16 protein-coding genes are annotated in these 18394 nt (G+C 61.2%); 14 read left to right on the top strand and 2 right to left on the bottom strand.

Going from position 1 to position 18394, the window contains the following annotated elements; genetic code table 11:
- The first annotated feature begins 1 nt into the window (after nt 1).
- Genes nuoL through MU848_RS10565 form a run of 7 tightly spaced genes read left to right on the top strand, consistent with a single transcriptional unit; the run spans nt 2 to nt 8535 of the window.
- Complete coding sequence (nuoL, locus tag MU848_RS10595; RefSeq protein ID WP_247231798.1) at nt 2–2116, top strand: NADH-quinone oxidoreductase subunit L; 2115 nt, start codon at nt 2–4, stop codon at nt 2114–2116.
- Nucleotides 2116–3690 (top strand): NADH-quinone oxidoreductase subunit M, encoded by a 1575-nt coding sequence (locus MU848_RS10590; RefSeq protein ID WP_247231796.1) that lies wholly within the window; start codon nt 2116–2118, stop codon nt 3688–3690. Before nuoL ends, MU848_RS10590 begins: the two co-directional genes overlap by 1 nt.
- Nucleotides 3690–5126: an NADH-quinone oxidoreductase subunit NuoN gene (nuoN, locus tag MU848_RS10585; protein WP_247231794.1), complete on the top strand. Its 1437-nt coding sequence runs from the start codon at nt 3690–3692 to the stop codon at nt 5124–5126. The genes MU848_RS10590 and nuoN overlap by 1 nt, the downstream gene beginning before the upstream one ends.
- A 5-nt stretch (nt 5127–5131) precedes the next feature.
- Entirely contained in the window at nt 5132–5830 is a 699-nt protein-coding gene (locus tag MU848_RS10580; RefSeq protein WP_268933192.1) for a biotin--[acetyl-CoA-carboxylase] ligase, read from the top strand.
- A 16-nt stretch (nt 5831–5846) separates the two neighbouring features.
- Nucleotides 5847–6626 carry a type III pantothenate kinase gene (locus MU848_RS10575; protein ID WP_201513466.1) on the top strand — a complete coding sequence of 260 codons (780 nt, stop codon included), beginning with the start codon at nt 5847–5849 and terminating at the stop codon, nt 6624–6626.
- On the top strand, nt 6626–8263 hold the full coding sequence (locus tag MU848_RS10570; RefSeq protein WP_201513467.1) for a ribonuclease J: 1638 nt from the start codon (nt 6626–6628) through the stop codon (nt 8261–8263). Before MU848_RS10575 ends, MU848_RS10570 begins: the two co-directional genes overlap by 1 nt.
- Nucleotides 8264–8274: 11 nt before the next feature.
- Nucleotides 8275–8535, top strand: coding sequence for a DUF1467 family protein (locus tag MU848_RS10565; protein ID WP_097091207.1), 261 nt, complete (start codon nt 8275–8277; stop codon nt 8533–8535).
- Nucleotides 8536–8612: 77 nt separating this feature from the next.
- Here the strand turns inward: MU848_RS10565 and MU848_RS10560 are convergent, their stop codons facing one another.
- Together MU848_RS10560 and MU848_RS10555 are read right to left on the bottom strand one after the other, a co-directional pair.
- On the bottom strand, nt 8613–9269 hold the full coding sequence (locus MU848_RS10560) for a response regulator (RefSeq protein WP_097091208.1): 657 nt from the start codon (nt 9267–9269) through the stop codon (nt 8613–8615).
- A complete protein-coding gene (locus MU848_RS10555) occupies nt 9266–10975 on the bottom strand; it encodes a histidine kinase (protein WP_247231792.1) in 1710 nt (569 codons plus the stop codon). The genes MU848_RS10560 and MU848_RS10555 overlap by 4 nt, the downstream gene beginning before the upstream one ends.
- A 131-nt stretch (nt 10976–11106) precedes the next feature.
- On the opposite strand from MU848_RS10555, the gene recO reads away from it, so the two are divergent.
- From recO to MU848_RS10520, 7 genes are all read left to right on the top strand, one after another.
- Complete coding sequence (gene recO / locus MU848_RS10550) at nt 11107–11841, top strand: DNA repair protein RecO (RefSeq protein WP_247231790.1); 735 nt, start codon at nt 11107–11109, stop codon at nt 11839–11841.
- A gap of 51 nt (nt 11842–11892) precedes the next feature.
- Nucleotides 11893–12939 carry a 3-isopropylmalate dehydrogenase gene (gene leuB / locus MU848_RS10545; RefSeq protein WP_247231788.1) on the top strand — a complete coding sequence of 349 codons (1047 nt, stop codon included), beginning with the start codon at nt 11893–11895 and terminating at the stop codon, nt 12937–12939.
- Between the two features lie 10 nt (nt 12940–12949).
- Nucleotides 12950–14158, top strand: a complete 1209-nt coding sequence (locus MU848_RS10540; RefSeq protein WP_097091211.1) for a trans-sulfuration enzyme family protein — start codon at nt 12950–12952, stop codon at nt 14156–14158.
- 33 nt (nt 14159–14191) lie between these two features.
- Nucleotides 14192–14590 (top strand): Co2+/Mg2+ efflux protein ApaG, encoded by a 399-nt coding sequence (apaG, locus tag MU848_RS10535; protein ID WP_097091212.1) that lies wholly within the window; start codon nt 14192–14194, stop codon nt 14588–14590.
- Nucleotides 14587–15378 (top strand): LysR family transcriptional regulator, encoded by a 792-nt coding sequence (locus MU848_RS10530; RefSeq protein ID WP_247231786.1) that lies wholly within the window; start codon nt 14587–14589, stop codon nt 15376–15378. The genes apaG and MU848_RS10530 overlap by 4 nt, the downstream gene beginning before the upstream one ends.
- Nucleotides 15379–15449: 71 nt before the next feature.
- A complete protein-coding gene (locus MU848_RS10525) occupies nt 15450–16013 on the top strand; it encodes a tetratricopeptide repeat protein (protein WP_247231784.1) in 564 nt (187 codons plus the stop codon).
- A gap of 690 nt (nt 16014–16703) precedes the next feature.
- Nucleotides 16704–18394, top strand: a 1691-nt coding sequence (locus tag MU848_RS10520) for an Ig-like domain-containing protein (protein ID WP_247231782.1), incomplete at its 3' end; no start/stop codon positions are given.

Here is an 18394-nt window from a genome sequence, read left to right as displayed (position 1 = left end):
GATGATCCAGCTTATCGTCCTTCTCCCGCTCATCGCGGCTGTCATCGCGGGCCTTGGCAACAAGGCGCTGGGGAAGCTGCCCGCGAAGATCATCACCACCGGCGCGCTGTTCGTTTCCTGCGCGCTTAGCTGGCCAATCTTCATCAGCTTCCTGACCGGCCATGCGGAACCTTATGTGGCCCCGGCCTTCACCTGGATCCAGTCGGGCAGCTTTGACGCGCAATGGGCGCTGCGTGTGGACGCGATGACGGCGGTCATGCTGGTGGTCATCACCAGCGTGTCGAGCCTCGTTCATCTCTACAGCTGGGGCTATATGGAGGAGGAGCCGGATCAGCCGCGCTTCTTTGCCTATCTGTCGCTCTTCACCTTCGCGATGCTGATGCTCGTGACAGCGAACAATCTGCTTCAGATGTTCTTCGGTTGGGAAGGCGTGGGCCTCGCTTCCTATCTGCTGATCGGTTTCTGGTTCCGTAAGCCCTCCGCAAACGCGGCCGCGATCAAGGCGTTCGTCGTGAACCGCGTCGGTGACCTCGGCTTCATGCTCGGCATTTTCGGTACCTATATAGTGTTCAACACCATCTCGATCCCGGAGATTTTGGAAGCCGCGCCCTCGATGGCCGGTTCCACTATCGGGTTCCTGGGCTATCGCTTCGACACGATGACTGTGCTCTGCCTGCTGTTGTTCATCGGCGCGATGGGCAAGTCGGCGCAGCTCGGCCTGCACACCTGGTTGCCGGACGCGATGGAAGGCCCGACGCCTGTGTCGGCGCTGATCCACGCGGCGACCATGGTGACTGCGGGCGTGTTCATGGTGTGCCGCCTGTCGCCGATGTTCGAGGTGTCGCCGACAGCGCTTGGTTTCGTGACCTTTATCGGCGCTGCCACCTGCCTGTTCGCGGCGACGGTTGGGACGGTGCAGAACGACATCAAGCGGGTTATCGCTTATTCGACCTGCTCGCAGCTCGGCTATATGTTCTTCGCGGCGGGCGTCGGCGCTTATGGGGCGGCGATGTTCCACCTGTTCACGCATGCTTTCTTCAAGGCGCTGTTGTTCCTGGGGGCAGGCTCGGTCATCCATGCCATGCACCATGAACAGGACATGCGTTATTATGGTGCGCTGCGTAAGGAAATCCCGGTCACCTTCTGGACGATGACGCTGGGCACGCTGGCGATCACGGGTGTCGGCATTCCACTGCTGGGCTATGGTTTTGCTGGCTTCTATTCGAAGGACGCGATCCTGGAATCGGCATTCGCCGCAGGTGGCTATGGCACCGGGGCGTTCCTGGTCGGCGTATTCGCCGCGCTGCTCACCAGCTTCTATAGCTGGCGTCTGGTGTTCCTCACCTTCTTCGGCAAACCGCGCTGGGCCGCATCAGAGCATATCCAGCATGCGATTCATGGGCATCATGAATCGCCGGACGAAGAAGCCGCTCATGATGATCATGCGACGCATGGTCATGGGTCGGAGCATGCCAACGCTCCCGCTCAGGAAAATGCGGGCCATGATCCGCACGGACATGAAGCGGACGCACATGTGCTGCACGGCGGAACCGGCGGCTATCACCCACATGAGAGCCCTTGGGTCATGTTGTTGCCGCTCGTGGTGCTCAGCCTGGGCGCGGTGTTCGCGGGCTTCCTCTTCCATGACCAGTTCATCGGAGCCGAAGGCGGCATCGAGTTCTGGAAGGGCGCCCTGGCGTTCGACAGCCATCTGATGCATGCTGCGCATGAGGTCCCGACCTGGGTCAAATTCTCGCCCTTCGCGGTGATGCTGACCGGCTTTGTGATCGCGTGGCTGAGTTACATCAAGAATACCGACTGGCCGCGTCGTTTCGTGGCGGAATTCGGTGTGCTGTACCGCTTCCTGCTCAACAAATGGTATTTCGACGAGCTGTATCACTTCCTGTTCGTCAAGCCTGCCTTCGCCATCGGCCGCTTCTTCTGGAAGTTCGGTGATGTGGGCTTCATCGACCGCTTCGGGCCCAATGGGCTCGCCGCGCTGGTCGTGCAGGGCAACAAAGTCACCCGTCGGCTACAGTCCGGCTACCTCTACACTTACGCGTTGGTGATGCTGATCGGCCTCGCCGCGGCCGCAACCTGGGCGATGACACGATAATGGACGGCTTCCCCATCCTTTCCCTGATGATGGCAGTGCCGATGGCGGGGGCCATCGCCTGTCTTTATGCGGGCGCGAACACGGCGCGCTGGATAGCGTTGTTGGCGACGCTGGTCGATCTGGCGCTGGGCGTCTTGCTGTGGGCGAATTTCGACCAGTCGGGCAGCGCTGCGCAGTGGCAGTTCCAGGAATATGCGCCGATCTTCGGGCGTTTCGCCTGGGCGTTGGGCATCGATGGCATCGCCCTGGTGCTGATCATGCTGACCGTCTTCCTGATGCCGATTTGCATCGGGGCGAGCTGGGAAGCGATCCAGAAGCGGGTCGGCGAATATATGGCGGCCTTCCTGTTCATGGAGGTGCTGATGATCGGCGTCTTCACGGCGCAGGATATCTACCTTTTCTACGTGATGTTCGAAGCTGGCCTGATCCCGATGTATCTGATCATCGGCATCTGGGGCGGGGCGGATCGCATCTACGCGTCTTACAAATTCTTCCTCTACACGCTGCTTGGATCGGTGCTGATGCTGATCGCGATGATGTGGATGGTGCATGAAGCAGGCACCACCGACATCCCGACGCTGATGGCGTATAATTTCGATCCGCATGTGCAGATCTGGCTGTTCCTCGCCTTCTTTGCGAGCTTTGCGGTCAAGATGCCGATGTGGCCGGTGCATACCTGGCTGCCTGACGCGCACGTTCAGGCGCCGACCGCTGGCTCGGTCATTCTGGCGGGCGTGCTGCTGAAGATGGGTGGCTACGGCTTCATCCGCTTTTCGCTCCCGATGTTCCCGGAAGCTTCGGCGCAACTCGCCTGGCTGGTCTGGGGTCTGTCTATGGTGGCGGTGGTTTACACCAGCCTAGTCGCGCTGGTGCAGACCGACATGAAAAAGCTGATCGCTTATTCGTCGGTCGCGCACATGGCGATCGTGACGGTCGGCCTGTTCGCCTTCAACCAGGCGGGGATCGAAGGCGCGATGATGGTGATGCTGGGCCACGGGCTGGTATCAGGCGCGCTGTTCCTGTGTGTCGGCGTCATTTACGATCGGCTGCATACGCGTGAGATTTCGCGATACGGCGGGCTCAGCATCAACATGCCGAAATATGCGGTTCTGTTCCTGCTGTTCACCATGGCGTCGGTCGGTCTTCCGGGCACTAGCAACTTCGTCGGCGAGTTCCTGGCGCTGATGGGCATTTATCAGGCGTCGAGCTGGGTAGCGCTGGTCTGCACGACGGGTATCATTCTGGGCGCGGCCTATATGCTCTATCTCTATCGCCGGATCGCTTATGGCGAGCAGAAGAATGCTGACGCCGCCGCTATGCCGGACCTGTCGATGCGTGAGATGTGGCTGCTGGCGCCGATCGCCGCGGCCGTGCTTTGGATGGGCATCTATCCCGAAAGCTTCCTGGCGCCGATGCGGTCCGATATCCGCGCGCTGGAGGCCCGCATCGCCTCTGCGGCTCCGGTGGGTGATAGCAGGATCAAGATGGGTCCCGCCCTCCCGAAGGCTGAAGCCCATCACGGCGAAGATCATAGCGCTATGTCCCATGAAAAAGCGTCGGGGGAGGCGCACTGATGATTGATTCCGCTTCCCTTTTGGCTGTTCTGCCGGAGCTTGTCCTGACAGCGGGCGGCTTGGTCCTGCTGCTGACGGCTGCTTTTGCCGGTGACGGTACTGCACGTGTCGTGAACTGGCTGTCGGTGCTCACGCTTCTCGTCGCGGGTTTGACGCTGCCGGTGTCTATGGAGCATGGCCCGCTTGCATTTGACGGGTTGGTGCGCGCGGATGCCTTCTCGATCTTTGCCAAGGCGCTGATCTACGCCTCGGCGGGCGCTGCGATCCTGCTCGCGCCGCGCTATTTCGCTGCTGGTGGTGCAGTGCGTCCGGAATATCCGGTTCTGATCCTGTTCAGCAGCGTCGGCATGGGCATGATGGTGTCGGCGGGTGACCTGCTGACCCTCTATGTCGGGTTGGAGATGCAGAGCCTTGCCGCCTATGTGCTGGCGAGCTTCATGCGGCAGGATGAGCGGTCTTCCGAGGCTGGCCTTAAATATTTTGTGCTGGGGTCGCTGGCGAGCGGCATCCTGCTCTATGGCACGGCGCTGCTGTACGGCTTCACCGGCAGCACGAGCTTCGATGGCATCGCGGTGGCGCTGGGCGATGGCGTGGGCAAGGGCGAACTGTTCGGCATGGTGTTCCTGCTGGCTGGCCTTGCGTTCAAGATGAGCGCGGTGCCGTTCCACATGTGGACGCCCGACGTCTATGAAGGCGCGCCGACGCCGGTTACCACCTTCTTTGGCAGCGCGCCCAAGGTGGCAGCGATGGCGCTCACCGTGCGCGTCGCGATCGAGGCGCTTGGGCCCGCCGGGCTCGATTGGCAGCAGATCGTGATCTTCGTGGCGCTGGCTTCGATCATCTTCGGCGCGGTGGCGGCGATCGGCCAGACGAACATCAAGCGGCTGATGGCCTATTCGTCGATCAACAATGTCGGCTTTGCGCTGATCGGCCTTGCTGCGGCGACGCCTGCGGGCGTGGCGGCGACGATGAGCTATATGGCGATCTATGTCGTCATGACGATCGGCGGTTTTGCCTGCATCCTGCAGATGCGTGATGCGCAAGGCCGTCCGGTGGAAAGCATCGCAAGCCTGGCGGGCTTGTCGCAGTCGCGCAAGGGACTGGCCGCTGCGCTGGCGATCTTCATGTTCTCCATGGCCGGCATCCCGCCGCTGTTCGGCTTCTGGGCCAAGTTCCTTGTGTTCGATGCGGCGGTCGCGGCGGGTCTCACTGCGCTGGCGGCATTCGGCATCGCGGCTTCCGTGATCGGCGCTTTCTACTATCTGAAGATCATCAAGACGATGTACTTCGATGAACCGGCTACCGCCTATGAGGCGCGGGGCGGGGCGGTCGAGAATGTTATCCTGACCGCCTGCGCGGTGGTGATCGTCGTTGGATATCTGTTGAACCCGGTGCTCGATCAAGCGAGCGCGGCGGCTGCGGCGTCGCTGTTCTGAGCGACATCCGCTTCGTCGAAGAGACCGGATCAACCAACGCCGACATGCTGGCGTTGGCGGATCAGGGCGTGGCGGAAGGAACATGGCTGCGTGCGGGCCGTCAGGTCGGCGGGCGAGGCCGCATGGGGCGGACCTGGGAAAGTCCTACGGGCAATCTCTATTGTTCCACACTGGTGCGGCTGCGCCCGGGTGATCCGCCTGCCCATTTGCTTGCTCTGGTCGCGGCGAACGCGGTTCATGCGCTCGTTGCGCCATCGTGTGACGGGCAGGCGCGGATCAAATGGCCTAATGATGTCCTGGTCGAGGGCGCGAAGATCGCCGGAATCCTGCTCGAACGCGCAGGCGACGCGATTGTGGTCGGGATCGGCATCAATGTCGTGGATCATCCGGCCGGGTTGGACAGGCCGGTCACAAGTCTTGCAGCGCAAGGTGCCGCTGATGCAGAAGCGGGAGCGTTGCTGGAGAGGTTGGCGCAATTGTTCGGCCATTGGCTGGCTGTCTGGCGGGCCCAAGGACTGGAGCCTGTCCGGGCGCACTGGTTGTTGAACGCTCATCCCACTGGCACGGCAATGCGGGTCGTGCAGCCTGACGGCGAGACGATCGAAGGAGCTTTCGATACGCTTGACCAGCAAGGCATGCTGATCCTCCGCTTGGCGAATGGCGGGACACGTGCCATTCATGCGGGCGACATCCTACTCATCTGATATCCGGGGACGGGCCATGCTTCTCGCGATCGACGCGGGCAATACCAATGTGGTTTTCGCGCTGCTTGACGGGCGTGAGATCCGTGCGCGCTGGCGGATCGCGACAGACCCGCGCCGGACGGCGGACGAGTATGCGGTGTGGCTGAACCAGCTGCTGATGCTGGAGGGCTATGGCATCGCCGATGTCGATGCGGTGATCATCGCGACCGTCGTGCCCCGCGCGCTGCATAATCTTCAGGTGCTGGCGGAGAAATATTTCAAGACGGCTGCGCTGGTCGCGGGGCAGGCGCCGGTCGAATGGGGCGTGGAACTTGACGTCGCGGAGCCTGCTTCCGTCGGCGCGGACCGGGTTGTCAACGCCATCGCCGCGCACCATCTATATGAAGGCGATTTGATCGTCATAGATTTTGGGACTGCAACCACCTTTGACGTCATCGACTATCAAGGGACGTACAAGGGCGGAATCATCGCGCCGGGTATCAACCTGTCGCTCGACGCGCTGGTAGCGGCGGCCGCCAAGCTTCCGAAGATCGCCATTGCGCCACCGGAGAACCGTTCGGTTATCGGTCGGACCACCGAAGCGCAGATGCATATCGGGGTGTTCTGGGGCTATGTGGCGATGATGGAAGGGCTGGTTGCCCGGATGCGGGCGGAGATTGGCCGTCCGGCCAAGGTAATTTCGACAGGCGGCCTTGCCGTTCTGTTCGATGAGAATAGCGAAATTTTCGATGCGATCGCGCCTGACCTCACCATTTTGGGCTTGGCGCTGTTGCACGAGCGGAGTTTGAAGAACTGATGACACCTAAAGACGAGCTGCTCTTCCTGGCCCTTGGCGGGTCGGGGGAGATTGGCATGAACGTCAATCTTTATGGTTGCCAGGGTAAGTGGGTGATGGTCGATCTAGGCCTGACATTCGCCGACCCGGCATATCCCGGCGTCGAACTCGTGCTGCCGGACCTGTCCTTCATCGAGGAGCGCCGTGAGGACCTGCTCGGCATCGTGCTCACCCACGGGCATGAAGATCATATCGGGGCGATACCCTATCTCGCCGCCGATCTGGGCGTGCCGCTTTATGCTACCCCATTCACGGCGGGGCTGATCAGGCTGAAGCTGGAGGAAGAAGGCCTTACCAGCGAGGTCGAACTCAACGTGATCGACAATGAGGGAAGCTTTGCCCTGGGCCCGTTCGGATTCCGCTACGTGCCGCTGGCGCATTCGATCCCCGAAGGCAATGCGGTGTTGATCGACACCCCTCACGGACGCGTGTTCCATACCGGCGATTGGAAGATCGATGAGAAGCCAGTGCTGGGGCAGCCGTCGACGCCGGAAGAACTGACGGCGATTGGCGATGAGGGCGTGCTGGCGCTGGTGTGCGACAGTACGAATGTGTTCAATCCCGAGGCGAGCGGTTCCGAAGGAGATGTGCGCGAAGGGCTGATGCAGACGATCACCGGTGCGAAGGGGCGTGTGCTGGTCACGACCTTCGCCTCGAACGCCGCGCGTTTGCAGACGCTGGGCGAAGTGGCGAATGCCGTCGGACGCAAACTGTGTGTCGCGGGCAGGTCGCTCGACCGGATCATCTCGACCGCGAGGACGGCGGGTTATCTCAAGGATTTCCCGCCCACGGTCGACTGGGACGACGCGATGGCGCTTCCCCGTAACGAGGTGATGATTATCGCGACCGGAGGGCAGGGGGAAGCGCGGGCGGCGCTCTCGCGGATCGCTTTCGACAGTCATCCAATCAAGCTCGATACCGGCGATCTCGTCGTTTTCTCGTCCAAGCAGATTCCGGGCAATGAAATCGCCATCGGGCGCATTCAAAATGCGCTGGCGGCGAAGGGCGTGCTGATGGTCACGGATCGTCAGGCCGAAGTGCATGTGTCGGGTCATCCGGGACGGCCGGAACTCGAGGCCATGTATCGGTGGGTGCGGCCGCAGATACTGCTGCCAGTGCACGGTGAGCGGCGACATATGGCGGAGCAGGCGCGGCTTGGGCTTTCGAGCGGCGTACCAAGCGCGATCGTCCAGTCCAATGGTGACCTGTTGCGGCTTGCGCCCAATGGCCCCGAGATCATCGGGCATGAAGCGACTGGGCGTCTGGTTCTGGATGGCGACGTGATCCTGCCTGCGGATGGATCAACGATGAATGAGCGGCGCAAGGTCGCATTGCACGGGCAGATCAGCGTCGCGGTGGCTCTCGATCGCAAGGGCAAGCTGATGGGCGAGCCAGCGCTGCGTACACAAGGCGTGCCGGTGGAAGAGGACAAGGCTGCGTTTCTGGCCGAAGCCGCGGATGAGGCGGCGGAAGCTGTCGGCAAGGGCTCGCAGGAAGAAGAGGCGCTGCGCGAGCGGGTACGTCTGGCCGTGCGCAGGACGGCGACACGCTGGACGGGCAAGAAGCCGGTGGTGGACGTGCTCCTCATTCGGGCCTAAGGCTGCGCGCCATGAACTGGTACGCGATCCTCGCCATTTATGTGCTGTTCTGGGTCATCAGCGCGTTCATCGTCCTGCCGTTCGGCATCCGCACGCCCGATGAGACGGGTGAAGTGATGCTGACGGGACAGGCGGATAGCGCGCCCAGCAACTTCCGTCCCGGCATGGTAGCCGTGCGTGCTACGATCCTGTCGGCGGTGCTGTTCGGGCTATATTATGCCAATTATGTCGAGGGCTGGGTAACGCTGGAGCAGATCACGCGCCGTTCGTGAGGGGTTTCGACAAGCTCAGCCCGGACGGTGGTGAGGGGCTGGACAAGTATTGAGCCGTCAAGAATTGCGCGCGGCCGTCAGTGCAATCCAACGGCCGGTATGTCGTTGTCCATCGACAACATCATGATGATGAGTTCGGAGCGGGATTTTATGCCCAGCTTCTGAAAGATGCTGTGTAGATGCACCTTGACCGTTCCTTCGGTCAGGCCGCAGCGGGCCGCGATTTCGCGGTTGCGCAGGCCAGCGCGGATCAGCCCGGCAATCTCCAGTTCCCGATCGGTGAGGGCAGCGAGGCTGTTATTTTCGTTCGATGGGGCGGATATGCTGTGCACCAGGGCCTGCTCCATGACGGTGGGCGAAATGCTTTTATTGCCGTCCAGAACCTCGGTTATGCAGGTGAGCAGTTCCTTGGGGTCGCTGTCCTTGAGGACGACACCGTCCACGCCCAGCTTTATTGCTTCCAAAGTCTGGTCGGGCCGGATGTGGACCGTCATGAAGATGACGGGCACGGTGCTGCCGCTTTCCCGAATGGCTGAAAGGATGGCGAGGCCGCCGCCGTCCTTCATGCTGACGTCGAGGATCAGCAGGTCCGGCTGATCTGCCTTAAGTCGGGCGATCGCCTCGCTAACGGAGCGGGCGCAGAAGATGACGTCATGTCCATGCGAACTCAAAAACTGCGCCATGCCGTCAAGGAAGATCGGGTGGTCGTCTACTATCGCAATCTGCGCCATCATATCGGGGACCTCGGCAGGGATGAAGGAAGCCTAATCGAAATAAGTGAATTCATGCTTAAATTGTGGAAATAGGCGGTGCCGCCGATCTTTCCCAAACGCTTCATGATGGATTGCGACTGGAGTTCAAAGTCGCCGGTATAGCTTTGCTGCTCGATGGGTTGGGCGCCGGGATTGTCCTTCAGTGCGATCAGAATCTCATCATCCGCCTTCGCAAGCGAGACGGTGATGTGTTTCGCAGCGGCATGCTTCACCGCGTTCGCAGCAGCTTCCCTGAGCAGGAACTCGACCTCTGCGGCTGTTTCGGACGTCACCATCATGGGATGATCGATCGGATTGAGCCGACACTCGATCCCCCATTGCAGGGCAATGAACCGGCAGCAGGCCTCGACATCGTGAACAAGGTCGACATCGTCGGGACCAGTGTCCGTGACATTGAGCAGGCGGCGCAAATGCGCCTGCTCTGCGGTCACGAGTTCCTCCATCGCGAGCAGTTCGGCAAGCTGGTGCGGCGCGTTGATGGCGGCCAGCCCATGTTGAGCAGTGACCAGACGGACGCGCAGCGCGGCAAGCGTTTGAAGGACGCTGTCATGAAGATCGCGGCTGAGCGCCAGCCGGGCCTCCGCAAAAGTCCGGTCCCGCCATGCAATCAAGAAGAAATGCCGTTCCAGGAAGAGTTCCAGCCCTTCCTGAATGCGCAACGCGCGGAGGAGTGCGGCGGGGGACCAGCCATGGCGTGCACCGACATACAGGCGGCCCCGTAATTCTCCAGCCTGAACGTGGAAGCTGACGCCCTGTCCCGGACCCAGCAGGCTCGACAGTGCCTCCGTGAGGTGCGCGGCCTTCTCCGTGCGCGTTATTCCCAGACGATTGCGCATAAGCAGGCGGCTGGATTGGCCAGCGTAGACAAAGGGGGCGTCCGTAGGTGAAATGCGCGTCAGGGCTTCCACTTGTTGCTGTGTCAGGGAGACGGTGTGAACACCGTCGGCATTGGCGAGTTCGCAGTGGCTTGCGCCATCGCCGATCTGCCAGATGAAAGCACAATAGCGAGCCGCCATAAGCTCGGATATCTGTTCCACCACGAAGCGCGGCAGCGATTTCTGGAAAGACAGTCCCACGGCCTGCAACCGTTCGGACCAGTTGATCAGCCGCCGTTCCAGTATCGACATGCTGAGCATCGACGCAGCGATGGTGCAGCCGATGATGACGGTGATGCCATCGATCGCGCGGTCGACCTCCGCAACATGACGTTCAGCGGCCCAAGGCTCGTAAGACCCTCGCGCCAGGAAAGCGAGGACGAGACAAAGTGCCAGCACGATGATCGAGCCGCGGCCGAACCGTTCGGAAGCGGACCACGCAACGAAGAAGAGGCAAGCGAGCGCCGGAATTTGCAAGGGTTGGCAAAGGGCGATCACCGTCAGGAAGATGATCGCGTCCACGATCAATGTCAGTGGCCGGAGCAACAGGCCGAGAGGCGGCGACAGCACATGCTGAGCCACGCCAAGGGCAGTCCAGAGCCAGAGGCCGCTCTGAATGAGCATTGCGCTGTGCATGAAATCGGGTTCGGGATCGAACATCGCCGTGATCTGCCACGTGGCGGCAACGGCGAAGGCGACGCGGGATATGGCAAAACCCAGCGTCGGTGATCGACCCAACCAAAGCACCAGGCGGTCCATCGCGGTAGATGACGCCTTGGGCATATTCAACATGGTGGCTTGTCCCCCGACTCCCACCGCCATGTTTCACCACAGCCGGGCGACAGAAACAACATATATCAATCTTTTATCCCGATGCACCCAATGGCATGGCGCGGCGAAACATGGGCCGCTAAGGATGATGGATGGCTGTGCTTATCACTCCTGCCCTGATTTGCGGGGTTAGGTCCCATGGCGAAAATGGTGCCATTGCACGGCTTTTGACTCCGGATCATGGCTTGCTGGCGGGTTATGTTCGGGGAGGTCGATCCCGCGCATTGCGTCCCGTGCTGCTGCCCGGGAATAGCGTGAAGGCGGAATTCCGGGCACGAACCGAAGAGCAGCTTGCCGGGCTAGCGGTCGAACTGGATCACAGCCGGGCGCCATTGCTGTCCGAGCCGTTACCGGCTGCCGCGATCGATTGGATATGTGCCCTGACGGCAGTGGCTTTGCCGGAGGGAACACCGTATCCGGCGTTGTACCAGGCCTTAGACGGTGTCCTTGGGGCGATCGATGCCGCGCCAGCGGCGCGAGGCTGGGGCGCTGCACTGGTGCGCTACGAACTGCTGATGCTGGCCGAATTGGGCTTTGGCCTTGATCTTGGGCGGTGCGCGGCGACGGGCGGCAACGAGGATCTGGCCTTTGTAAGCCCGCGCAGTGCTGCGGCGGTCAGCAGGGCGGGCGCGGCGGGATATGAAAAGCGGTTGCTGCCGTTGCCCCGCTTTTTGATCGAAGGAGGCAGCGGCGACTGGCCAAGCATAGTCGACGGATTGCAGCTGACCGGCTTCTTTCTGGAGCGGTCGGTGCTGACCGACTGGCGGGCTGACACGCTTGCCGCGCGCGAAAGGCTGGTCGATCGACTGAAAAGAGCGGTTGCGTGAGGCGCGGCGGCTTCATAAGGGGCGGCCACGACATTGAAGGAGTTTCGCGCCATGTTGATCGCCCTGTTCCCTGGAGATGGTATCGGTCCGGAGATCATCGCGCAGGCGCGGCGCGTGCTCGACGCGCTGGCGATCGAGGGCCTGACCTATGAAGAAGGTTTGGTTGGCGGGGCTGCCTATAAGGCGGTGGGCCACCCGTTGCCGCCTGAAACGCTGGACATCGCACGGCGTGCGGACGCCATATTGTTCGGCGCGGTGGGTGATCCCGACTGCGACTCGTTGGAACGGCATTTGCGGCCGGAGCAGGCGATCCTTGGTCTGCGCAAGGCGTTGGGGCTTTTTTCAAACCTGCGCCCGGCCAAGGTCTTTCCGGAACTCGCCGACGCATCTGCCCTTAAGAAGGAGGTGGCGAGCGCCATCGACCTGCTGATCGTGCGCGAGACCAATGGCGACGTCTATTTCGGCGAGAAGGGCATGCGCAAGACGCCCGACGGGCTGCGCGAAGGCTATGATATCATGTCCTACAATGAAGAGCAGGTGCGCAAGATCGCGCATCAGGGCTTCCAGGCCGCACGCGCGCGGCGCGGCAAGCTCTGCTCGGTGGACAAGGCCAATGTCCTGGAAACCAGTCAGCTGTGGCGCGACGTGGTGATCGAGGTTTCGGCCGAATATCCCGATGTCGCCCTGTCCCACATGTATGTGGACAATGCCGCGATGCAGTTGGTGCGTGATCCGGGCCAGTTCGACGTCATCGTAACAGGCAATATGTTCGGCGACATCCTGTCCGACCAGGCGAGCATGTGCGTTGGATCGATCGGCATGCTGGCTTCGGCGACCCTCAACGACAGCAATCAGGGTCTGTACGAGCCGATCCATGGTTCCGCGCCCGATATCGCAGGGCAGGGCAAGGCCAATCCGCTTGCAACGGTCCTGTCGGCGGGGATGATGCTGCGTTACTCGCTTGGGCTCCCGGAACAGGCTGACCGGATCGAGGCTGCTGTTGCCAAGGCGCTCGCCAATGGCGCGCGTAGCCCCGATCTGGGCGGGACGATGAACACGGTCGAGATGGGCGACGCGGTGCTCGCGGCGCTGAACTGAGGAAGAAGCGATGAAGCGCAGGAGCGGGCAGGACCCGGCTATCACCAAGAACTGGCGGCCCGCGACCCTCGCCGTGCGGGGCGGCAGCGCGCGTAGCGAATGGGGCGAAACGTCCGAGGCGCTGTTTCTGACCAGCGGCTATTGCTATGACCGCGCCGAAGACGCAGCAGCGCGCTTCGCGGGTGATCAGCAGGGCATGACCTATAGCCGCCTGCAGAACCCGACTGTCGAGATGCTCGAAAAGCGTATCGCGCTGCTGGAGGGCGCCGAGGCCTGCCGCGCTACCGCGACGGGCATGGCGGCGATGACGGCGGCGCTGCTGTGCCAGCTGTCGGCAGGCGACCATGTGGTGGCTGGCAAGGCGCTGTTCGGATCGTGCCGCTGGCTGACCGACACGCTGCTGCCCAAGTTCGGGATCGAGACGACCACCGTCGAAGCTACCGATAATGATGCCTGGGAAGCGGCGGTGCGGCCGAACACCAAGGTATTCTTCTTCGAAACGCCTGCCAACCCGACGATGGACGTTGCGGATCTGGAAGCCATCTGCGGTATCGCGAAGAAGCATGGCATCGTCAGCGTGGTCGATAATGCCTTCGCAACACCGGCGCTTCAGCGGCCGCTGGAGTTCGGCGCGGATGTCGTTGCCTACAGCGCGACCAAGATGATGGACGGCCAGGGCCGCGTTCTGGCAGGCGCGATCTGCGGGACGGAGGATTTCATCCTCAACACGCTGTTGCCGTTCCACCGCAACACTGGGCCGACGCTGAGTGCGTTCAATGCCTGGGTGGTGCTGAAGGGTCTGGAGACGCTGGACCTGCGTATCCGCCGTCAGAGCGAGAATGCGCTCAAGGTCGCGAAGTTCTTGGAGGGCAGGGTGGCGAAGGTGCTTTACCCCGGCCTGGAAAGTCACCCCCAATATGCCCTCGCGGCAAAGCAGATGGAGATGGCCGGGCCGATCTTCTCCCTCTACGTCGGCGGCGGGCGGAAAGAAGCCCATGGCCTGCTCAACGGGCTGGAACTGGTCGACATCAGCAATAATATCGGGGACTCCCGGTCGCTGATGACGCATCCTGCTTCGACGACCCATTTCGGCATGGCCGAAGAGGCGCGGCTGGAAGTTGGCATCACTGAAGACATGCTGCGGCTGAACGTCGGTCTGGAAGATGCGGACGATGTGATCGAGGACCTCGATCGCGCGCTCAAGTCGATAGGCCGTTGACGAGAGCAGGGGGAAAGGCGCATTTCTTTAACCGTGAACGCGCTCTTTCCCTTTCATGCGACCACACGCGATATAAACGTGCATGTTGCTGTTACGTTCCTGCCGGAGCAATCGGAGCCTGATCGCGGGCGCTGGTTCTGGGCCTATCATATCCGAATCGAAAATGACGGGGATCAGCCCGTGCAGTTGCTCACACGCCATTGGGTGATCACGGACGGGCGCGGTGCGCAGCATCGGGTGGATGGTGACGGCGTGGTTGGCGAGCAACCGGTGGTACAGCCGGGAAAAAGCTATGACTATGTTTCGGGTTGCCCACTCAACACGCCGACCGGATCGATGCGCGGGCATTATCACATGATCGGCGCCAGCGGGGAGACGTTCGACATCGCTATTCCTCATTTCGCGCTCATAGCACCGGCGGTTGCCGAATGAAGCGTACGCATTTGCCGTTGAACGGCCTGCGCGTGCTGGATGCGGCAGCGCGGCATTTGTCTTTCACGCGGGCGGCCGACGAACTGGCGGTGACACCCGCAGCCGTTGGCCAGCAAATCCGCGCGCTGGAGGACCTGCTTGGCGTCGTGCTCTTCCGCCGAACGCCCAAGGGCCTGGAGCTTACCCCGGAAACCGAAGCCGGGCTGGAAGCTTTGCGGGCGGGCTTCTTGGAATTCGAAGAAGCGGTAAGAGCGATGCAGGCGGGACAGTCCAGTTCCTCGCTGACCATAGCCGCTCCGCGGGACATCACCGCCAAATGGCTGCAGCCGCGCCTCGCAAGCTATGCTGCTAGCCAACCCGATCTCAAATTCGCGCTGGTGGCGGCGGACGAGACGCTGGATTTTACGGAGGCCAATCTCGACTTGGCGTTGCGTTTGACTGACGGGCCGGGCGAACATGAAGGGGTGAAGCTGGGCGAGGCGAGCTTTGTCACTGTTGAAGCGGCGGACGGAGGCCCTGAGCTTCGTGTCGATTGGCCCGGCTGTCCCACAGCGAGCGAACCGGCGGCGATCCGGGTCGCGGACGCCGGGCTTGCTATTGAAGCGGCGATCAACGGTTTCGGGCGAGCTACAGTGCCATTGCTTTTGGCGCAGGCCGATATCGAGGGGGGGCGTGTGAAGCAGGTGGGGGAACAGCAGGCTTCCACGCTTGGCTATTGGTTGATCGCTCCGCTGCCGCAATGGCGCCAGAAGAAGGTGAAGGCCTTGATAGAGGCGCTCCTTTCCTGACCAGCGGTTCGCGGCCTTCTTTGCTGCGGTTGGATTTTCTGGCTGGTCGATGCGATGAGGGGGGTAGCGCGATGGTCATTCGCTGCTTCAACGGGAAAGCTGGAGCGTGCGCTCTGTTGCTCCTCTGCCTGACGCCTGCCACCTGGGCGCAAGCGCCCTATGTAGCGGACGTCACTGAGGCGAGGGAGAAGGAATGGCGGTCCTTGGTGGCCGCAGCGCAGGGGGCCTATGCTGCAGGGCGCCCGCTGGAAGGCGCTGAGTCCGCGCGAAAGGCACTGGCGCTGGCCGACGATCTGTTCGGGCCTGATGATCCCCGCACGTTGATCTCCGCCAATGATCTCGCCCTATTATCGGAGAGCACAGGTCATTATCGCGATACCGAGCAATTGCTTCGGCGGGTATTCGACAGCTATCTGCGTACGCGCGGCGAAGACGACCCGAATTGCCAATTGGCGCTGGAGAATTTGATCGACTTTTACCTGGCGCGAAAGCGGCCGGACGCCGCTGCGCCCTTGGTGACTTACGCATTGGCCTCCTTCCGCAGAACAACCGGTGCAACCAGCGAACGCAGCCGTCGGATGGAAGATATTGCGATGCGCCTTTCCACGCGCGATGCTGCCACGGCGGCGGACTGAGGCGATGTTCATTATACCTAAGGTATAGCCCGTAGGGTTAATTGCTAAACTGTCTGCGGCTGCTATCCCCATGTCACCATCGGACGCAGGCGTTCAATTTTCCGCTATTCGTCGGCAGGATGTCTGCCGTTTGCGGACTTGGCGCGCTAATGAATGTAAATCCGTTGGGTCGCAAATGGGCGGGCGGTCGGCTAATTGGCTGGCCGCCCGCTTATCATTTGCGGGTTAGGCGCTCAGCCGATGGGACATCATCTTATCCGCTGAATGACAAGGCGCATCGTCCGAGTCGCATCAGAGGCCGAAATGAGAATTAACTTGGATTGCTTTCCAGCTATAAGACGAAGGATATAGTGGTATCTAAATAACTATATCGTTCGAAATAATACGTGAGTTATTTTTTCGACCCTATTGCATTTAAATGGTTAATAAAAGTTGATTCTCCGTGACTCACTTTACTGCCACCGAATAAGGTTAGCCGTCGGGTCAGAAGTAATAAGAAGATGGGGTTAATCCGGGGCGGTCGAAGGCTTGTTCAGCCTCACCGACGGGAGATTGCAGACAATAGGCAATAGCTGATCCGCTAATGCCATATGTCGATGAAGATGAACTTCTCAATGCTCGTGTTGCGTTGGGGAACGATCTTCTGCGCACTTCTTCGGTCCGTCCCACGGTGACAGATGGGATGGAAAGATGGATTTCGAGCGCGAATGGAATGTCGATGCCGCCGCTGACCGTCAGCAGGCGCATGACCCCGCACTGGATGCACTCGCTGCTCGGGTGAAGGGGCACCATGTCCAGCCAGGCACGATGCGCGCTGTCGCGATTGGCTCAGACGGCGTCGTTGTCCTCCCCGCGGGAACCGACATCAATGACATAGCCGTTGACGGCCGTAACCTGATCGTCACCCTGCCTGACGGCACACAGATGGTCATTTTGGAAGGTGCCGTCGTCGTGCCGCGCATCGTCGTAGGCGACGTGGAAATTCCTTCGGTCAACCTCGCCGCGCTGTTGATCGGCGAAGAACCGCAGCCCGCTGCCGGCCCGGCCCGCAGCTCCGGCGGCAATTTTCTGGCTGCCGAAGGGGACGTGGGCAATCCTCATGGTCTGGGCGACCTGTTGCCACCGACCGAACTGTCTTTCAACCAGCCTGAAGAGCGGGAAGTCCTTCCCATCGCAGCGGATGAGGACGATGACGATGTGCCTCAACTTGAGGTCCCTAGCTCAGGTGCTGGCACAGTCGTCGATGAATCAGGGCTGGGCGTAGTGAACCGCCCGGGCGAGTCTCCCGGGTCGAATGAACCGGCTCCGATTGAGACGACTACCGGCACGATCACCTATGTTGCCCTGGACGCACCGGCAACGATCGCGATCAATGGCCAGATCATCACGGCTGTAGGGCAGACGATTGTCGGGACCAGCGGCACGCTGACCATCGTCAGTATCGCTCCGGGCTCTGTCGGCTACACTTACACGGTGACGGACAATACGTCGGGTGACAACGTAACCGACGACTTCACGGTCACGGTGACAGACTCGGACGGCGACAGCGCCACCAAGGATCTGGTGATCAGTATTATCGATGACGTGCCTACCGCGCATGATGATGTCGTCCAGCAGAGCGCAGAGGATGCCCCGGTCGCCATCAATGCGTTCGCCAACGACGTTTTCGGCGCGGACGGCGTCGACATAGACAATAATCCCGCCGTGCGCGTGACCATCGTCAGTGGTCCGGCCGAAGGCACGGTGGTCTACAATCCCACGACCGGCCTATTCACGTTCACGCCGGTAGCTGGTCAGGAAGGCACGGCCAGCTTCGTTTATCAGATCCAGGACGGTGATGGAGACACGTCGCAGGCCACCGTTACCATCACTCTGCAACCGGATTCGACACCGAGCGTAGAGATTCAGGCAGGATCGGACACGTTGGTCGACGAGGCCGCGCTGAACCCCAATGGTTCCAATGCCGCTTCGAACGGGGAGACCGCCGCTGGCGTCCTCCTCATTGCCACCGGTAACGACGCGGTCGGTTCGCTGGTCATCAACAATGTTGACGTGACCAATGGCGGAACGGTCAAGGGGAGCTTCGGCACGCTCACGGTAGTTGGCTCGCCGGCGGCGGGTTATAGCTACAGCTATACGTTGGAAACCCCCACGTCGGGCGATGCCACACAGGATAGCTTTGCAGTCACCGTGACCGACAGCGATGGAGATGCTGCAGGTACGACGCTGAACATCGGCATCGTGGATGACCGGCCACAGGCCATCGATGATATCGGCAATGTTGTTGTAGAAGACAGTGCCGCCAGCACCCTCTCCGGCAATGTGCTGAGCAATGATGTGTCGGGCGCTGATACGCCCAAGAGCTTCGTCGCCTGGGGCGC

Origin of the sequence: Sphingobium agri (assembly GCF_023051225.1) — a bacterium.
GTDB classification, from domain to species: Bacteria; Pseudomonadota; Alphaproteobacteria; order Sphingomonadales; family Sphingomonadaceae; genus Sphingobium; species Sphingobium agri.
Note: the sequence above shows the minus strand (reverse complement) of the source record. Positions and strands in the feature narration are given on the sequence as shown.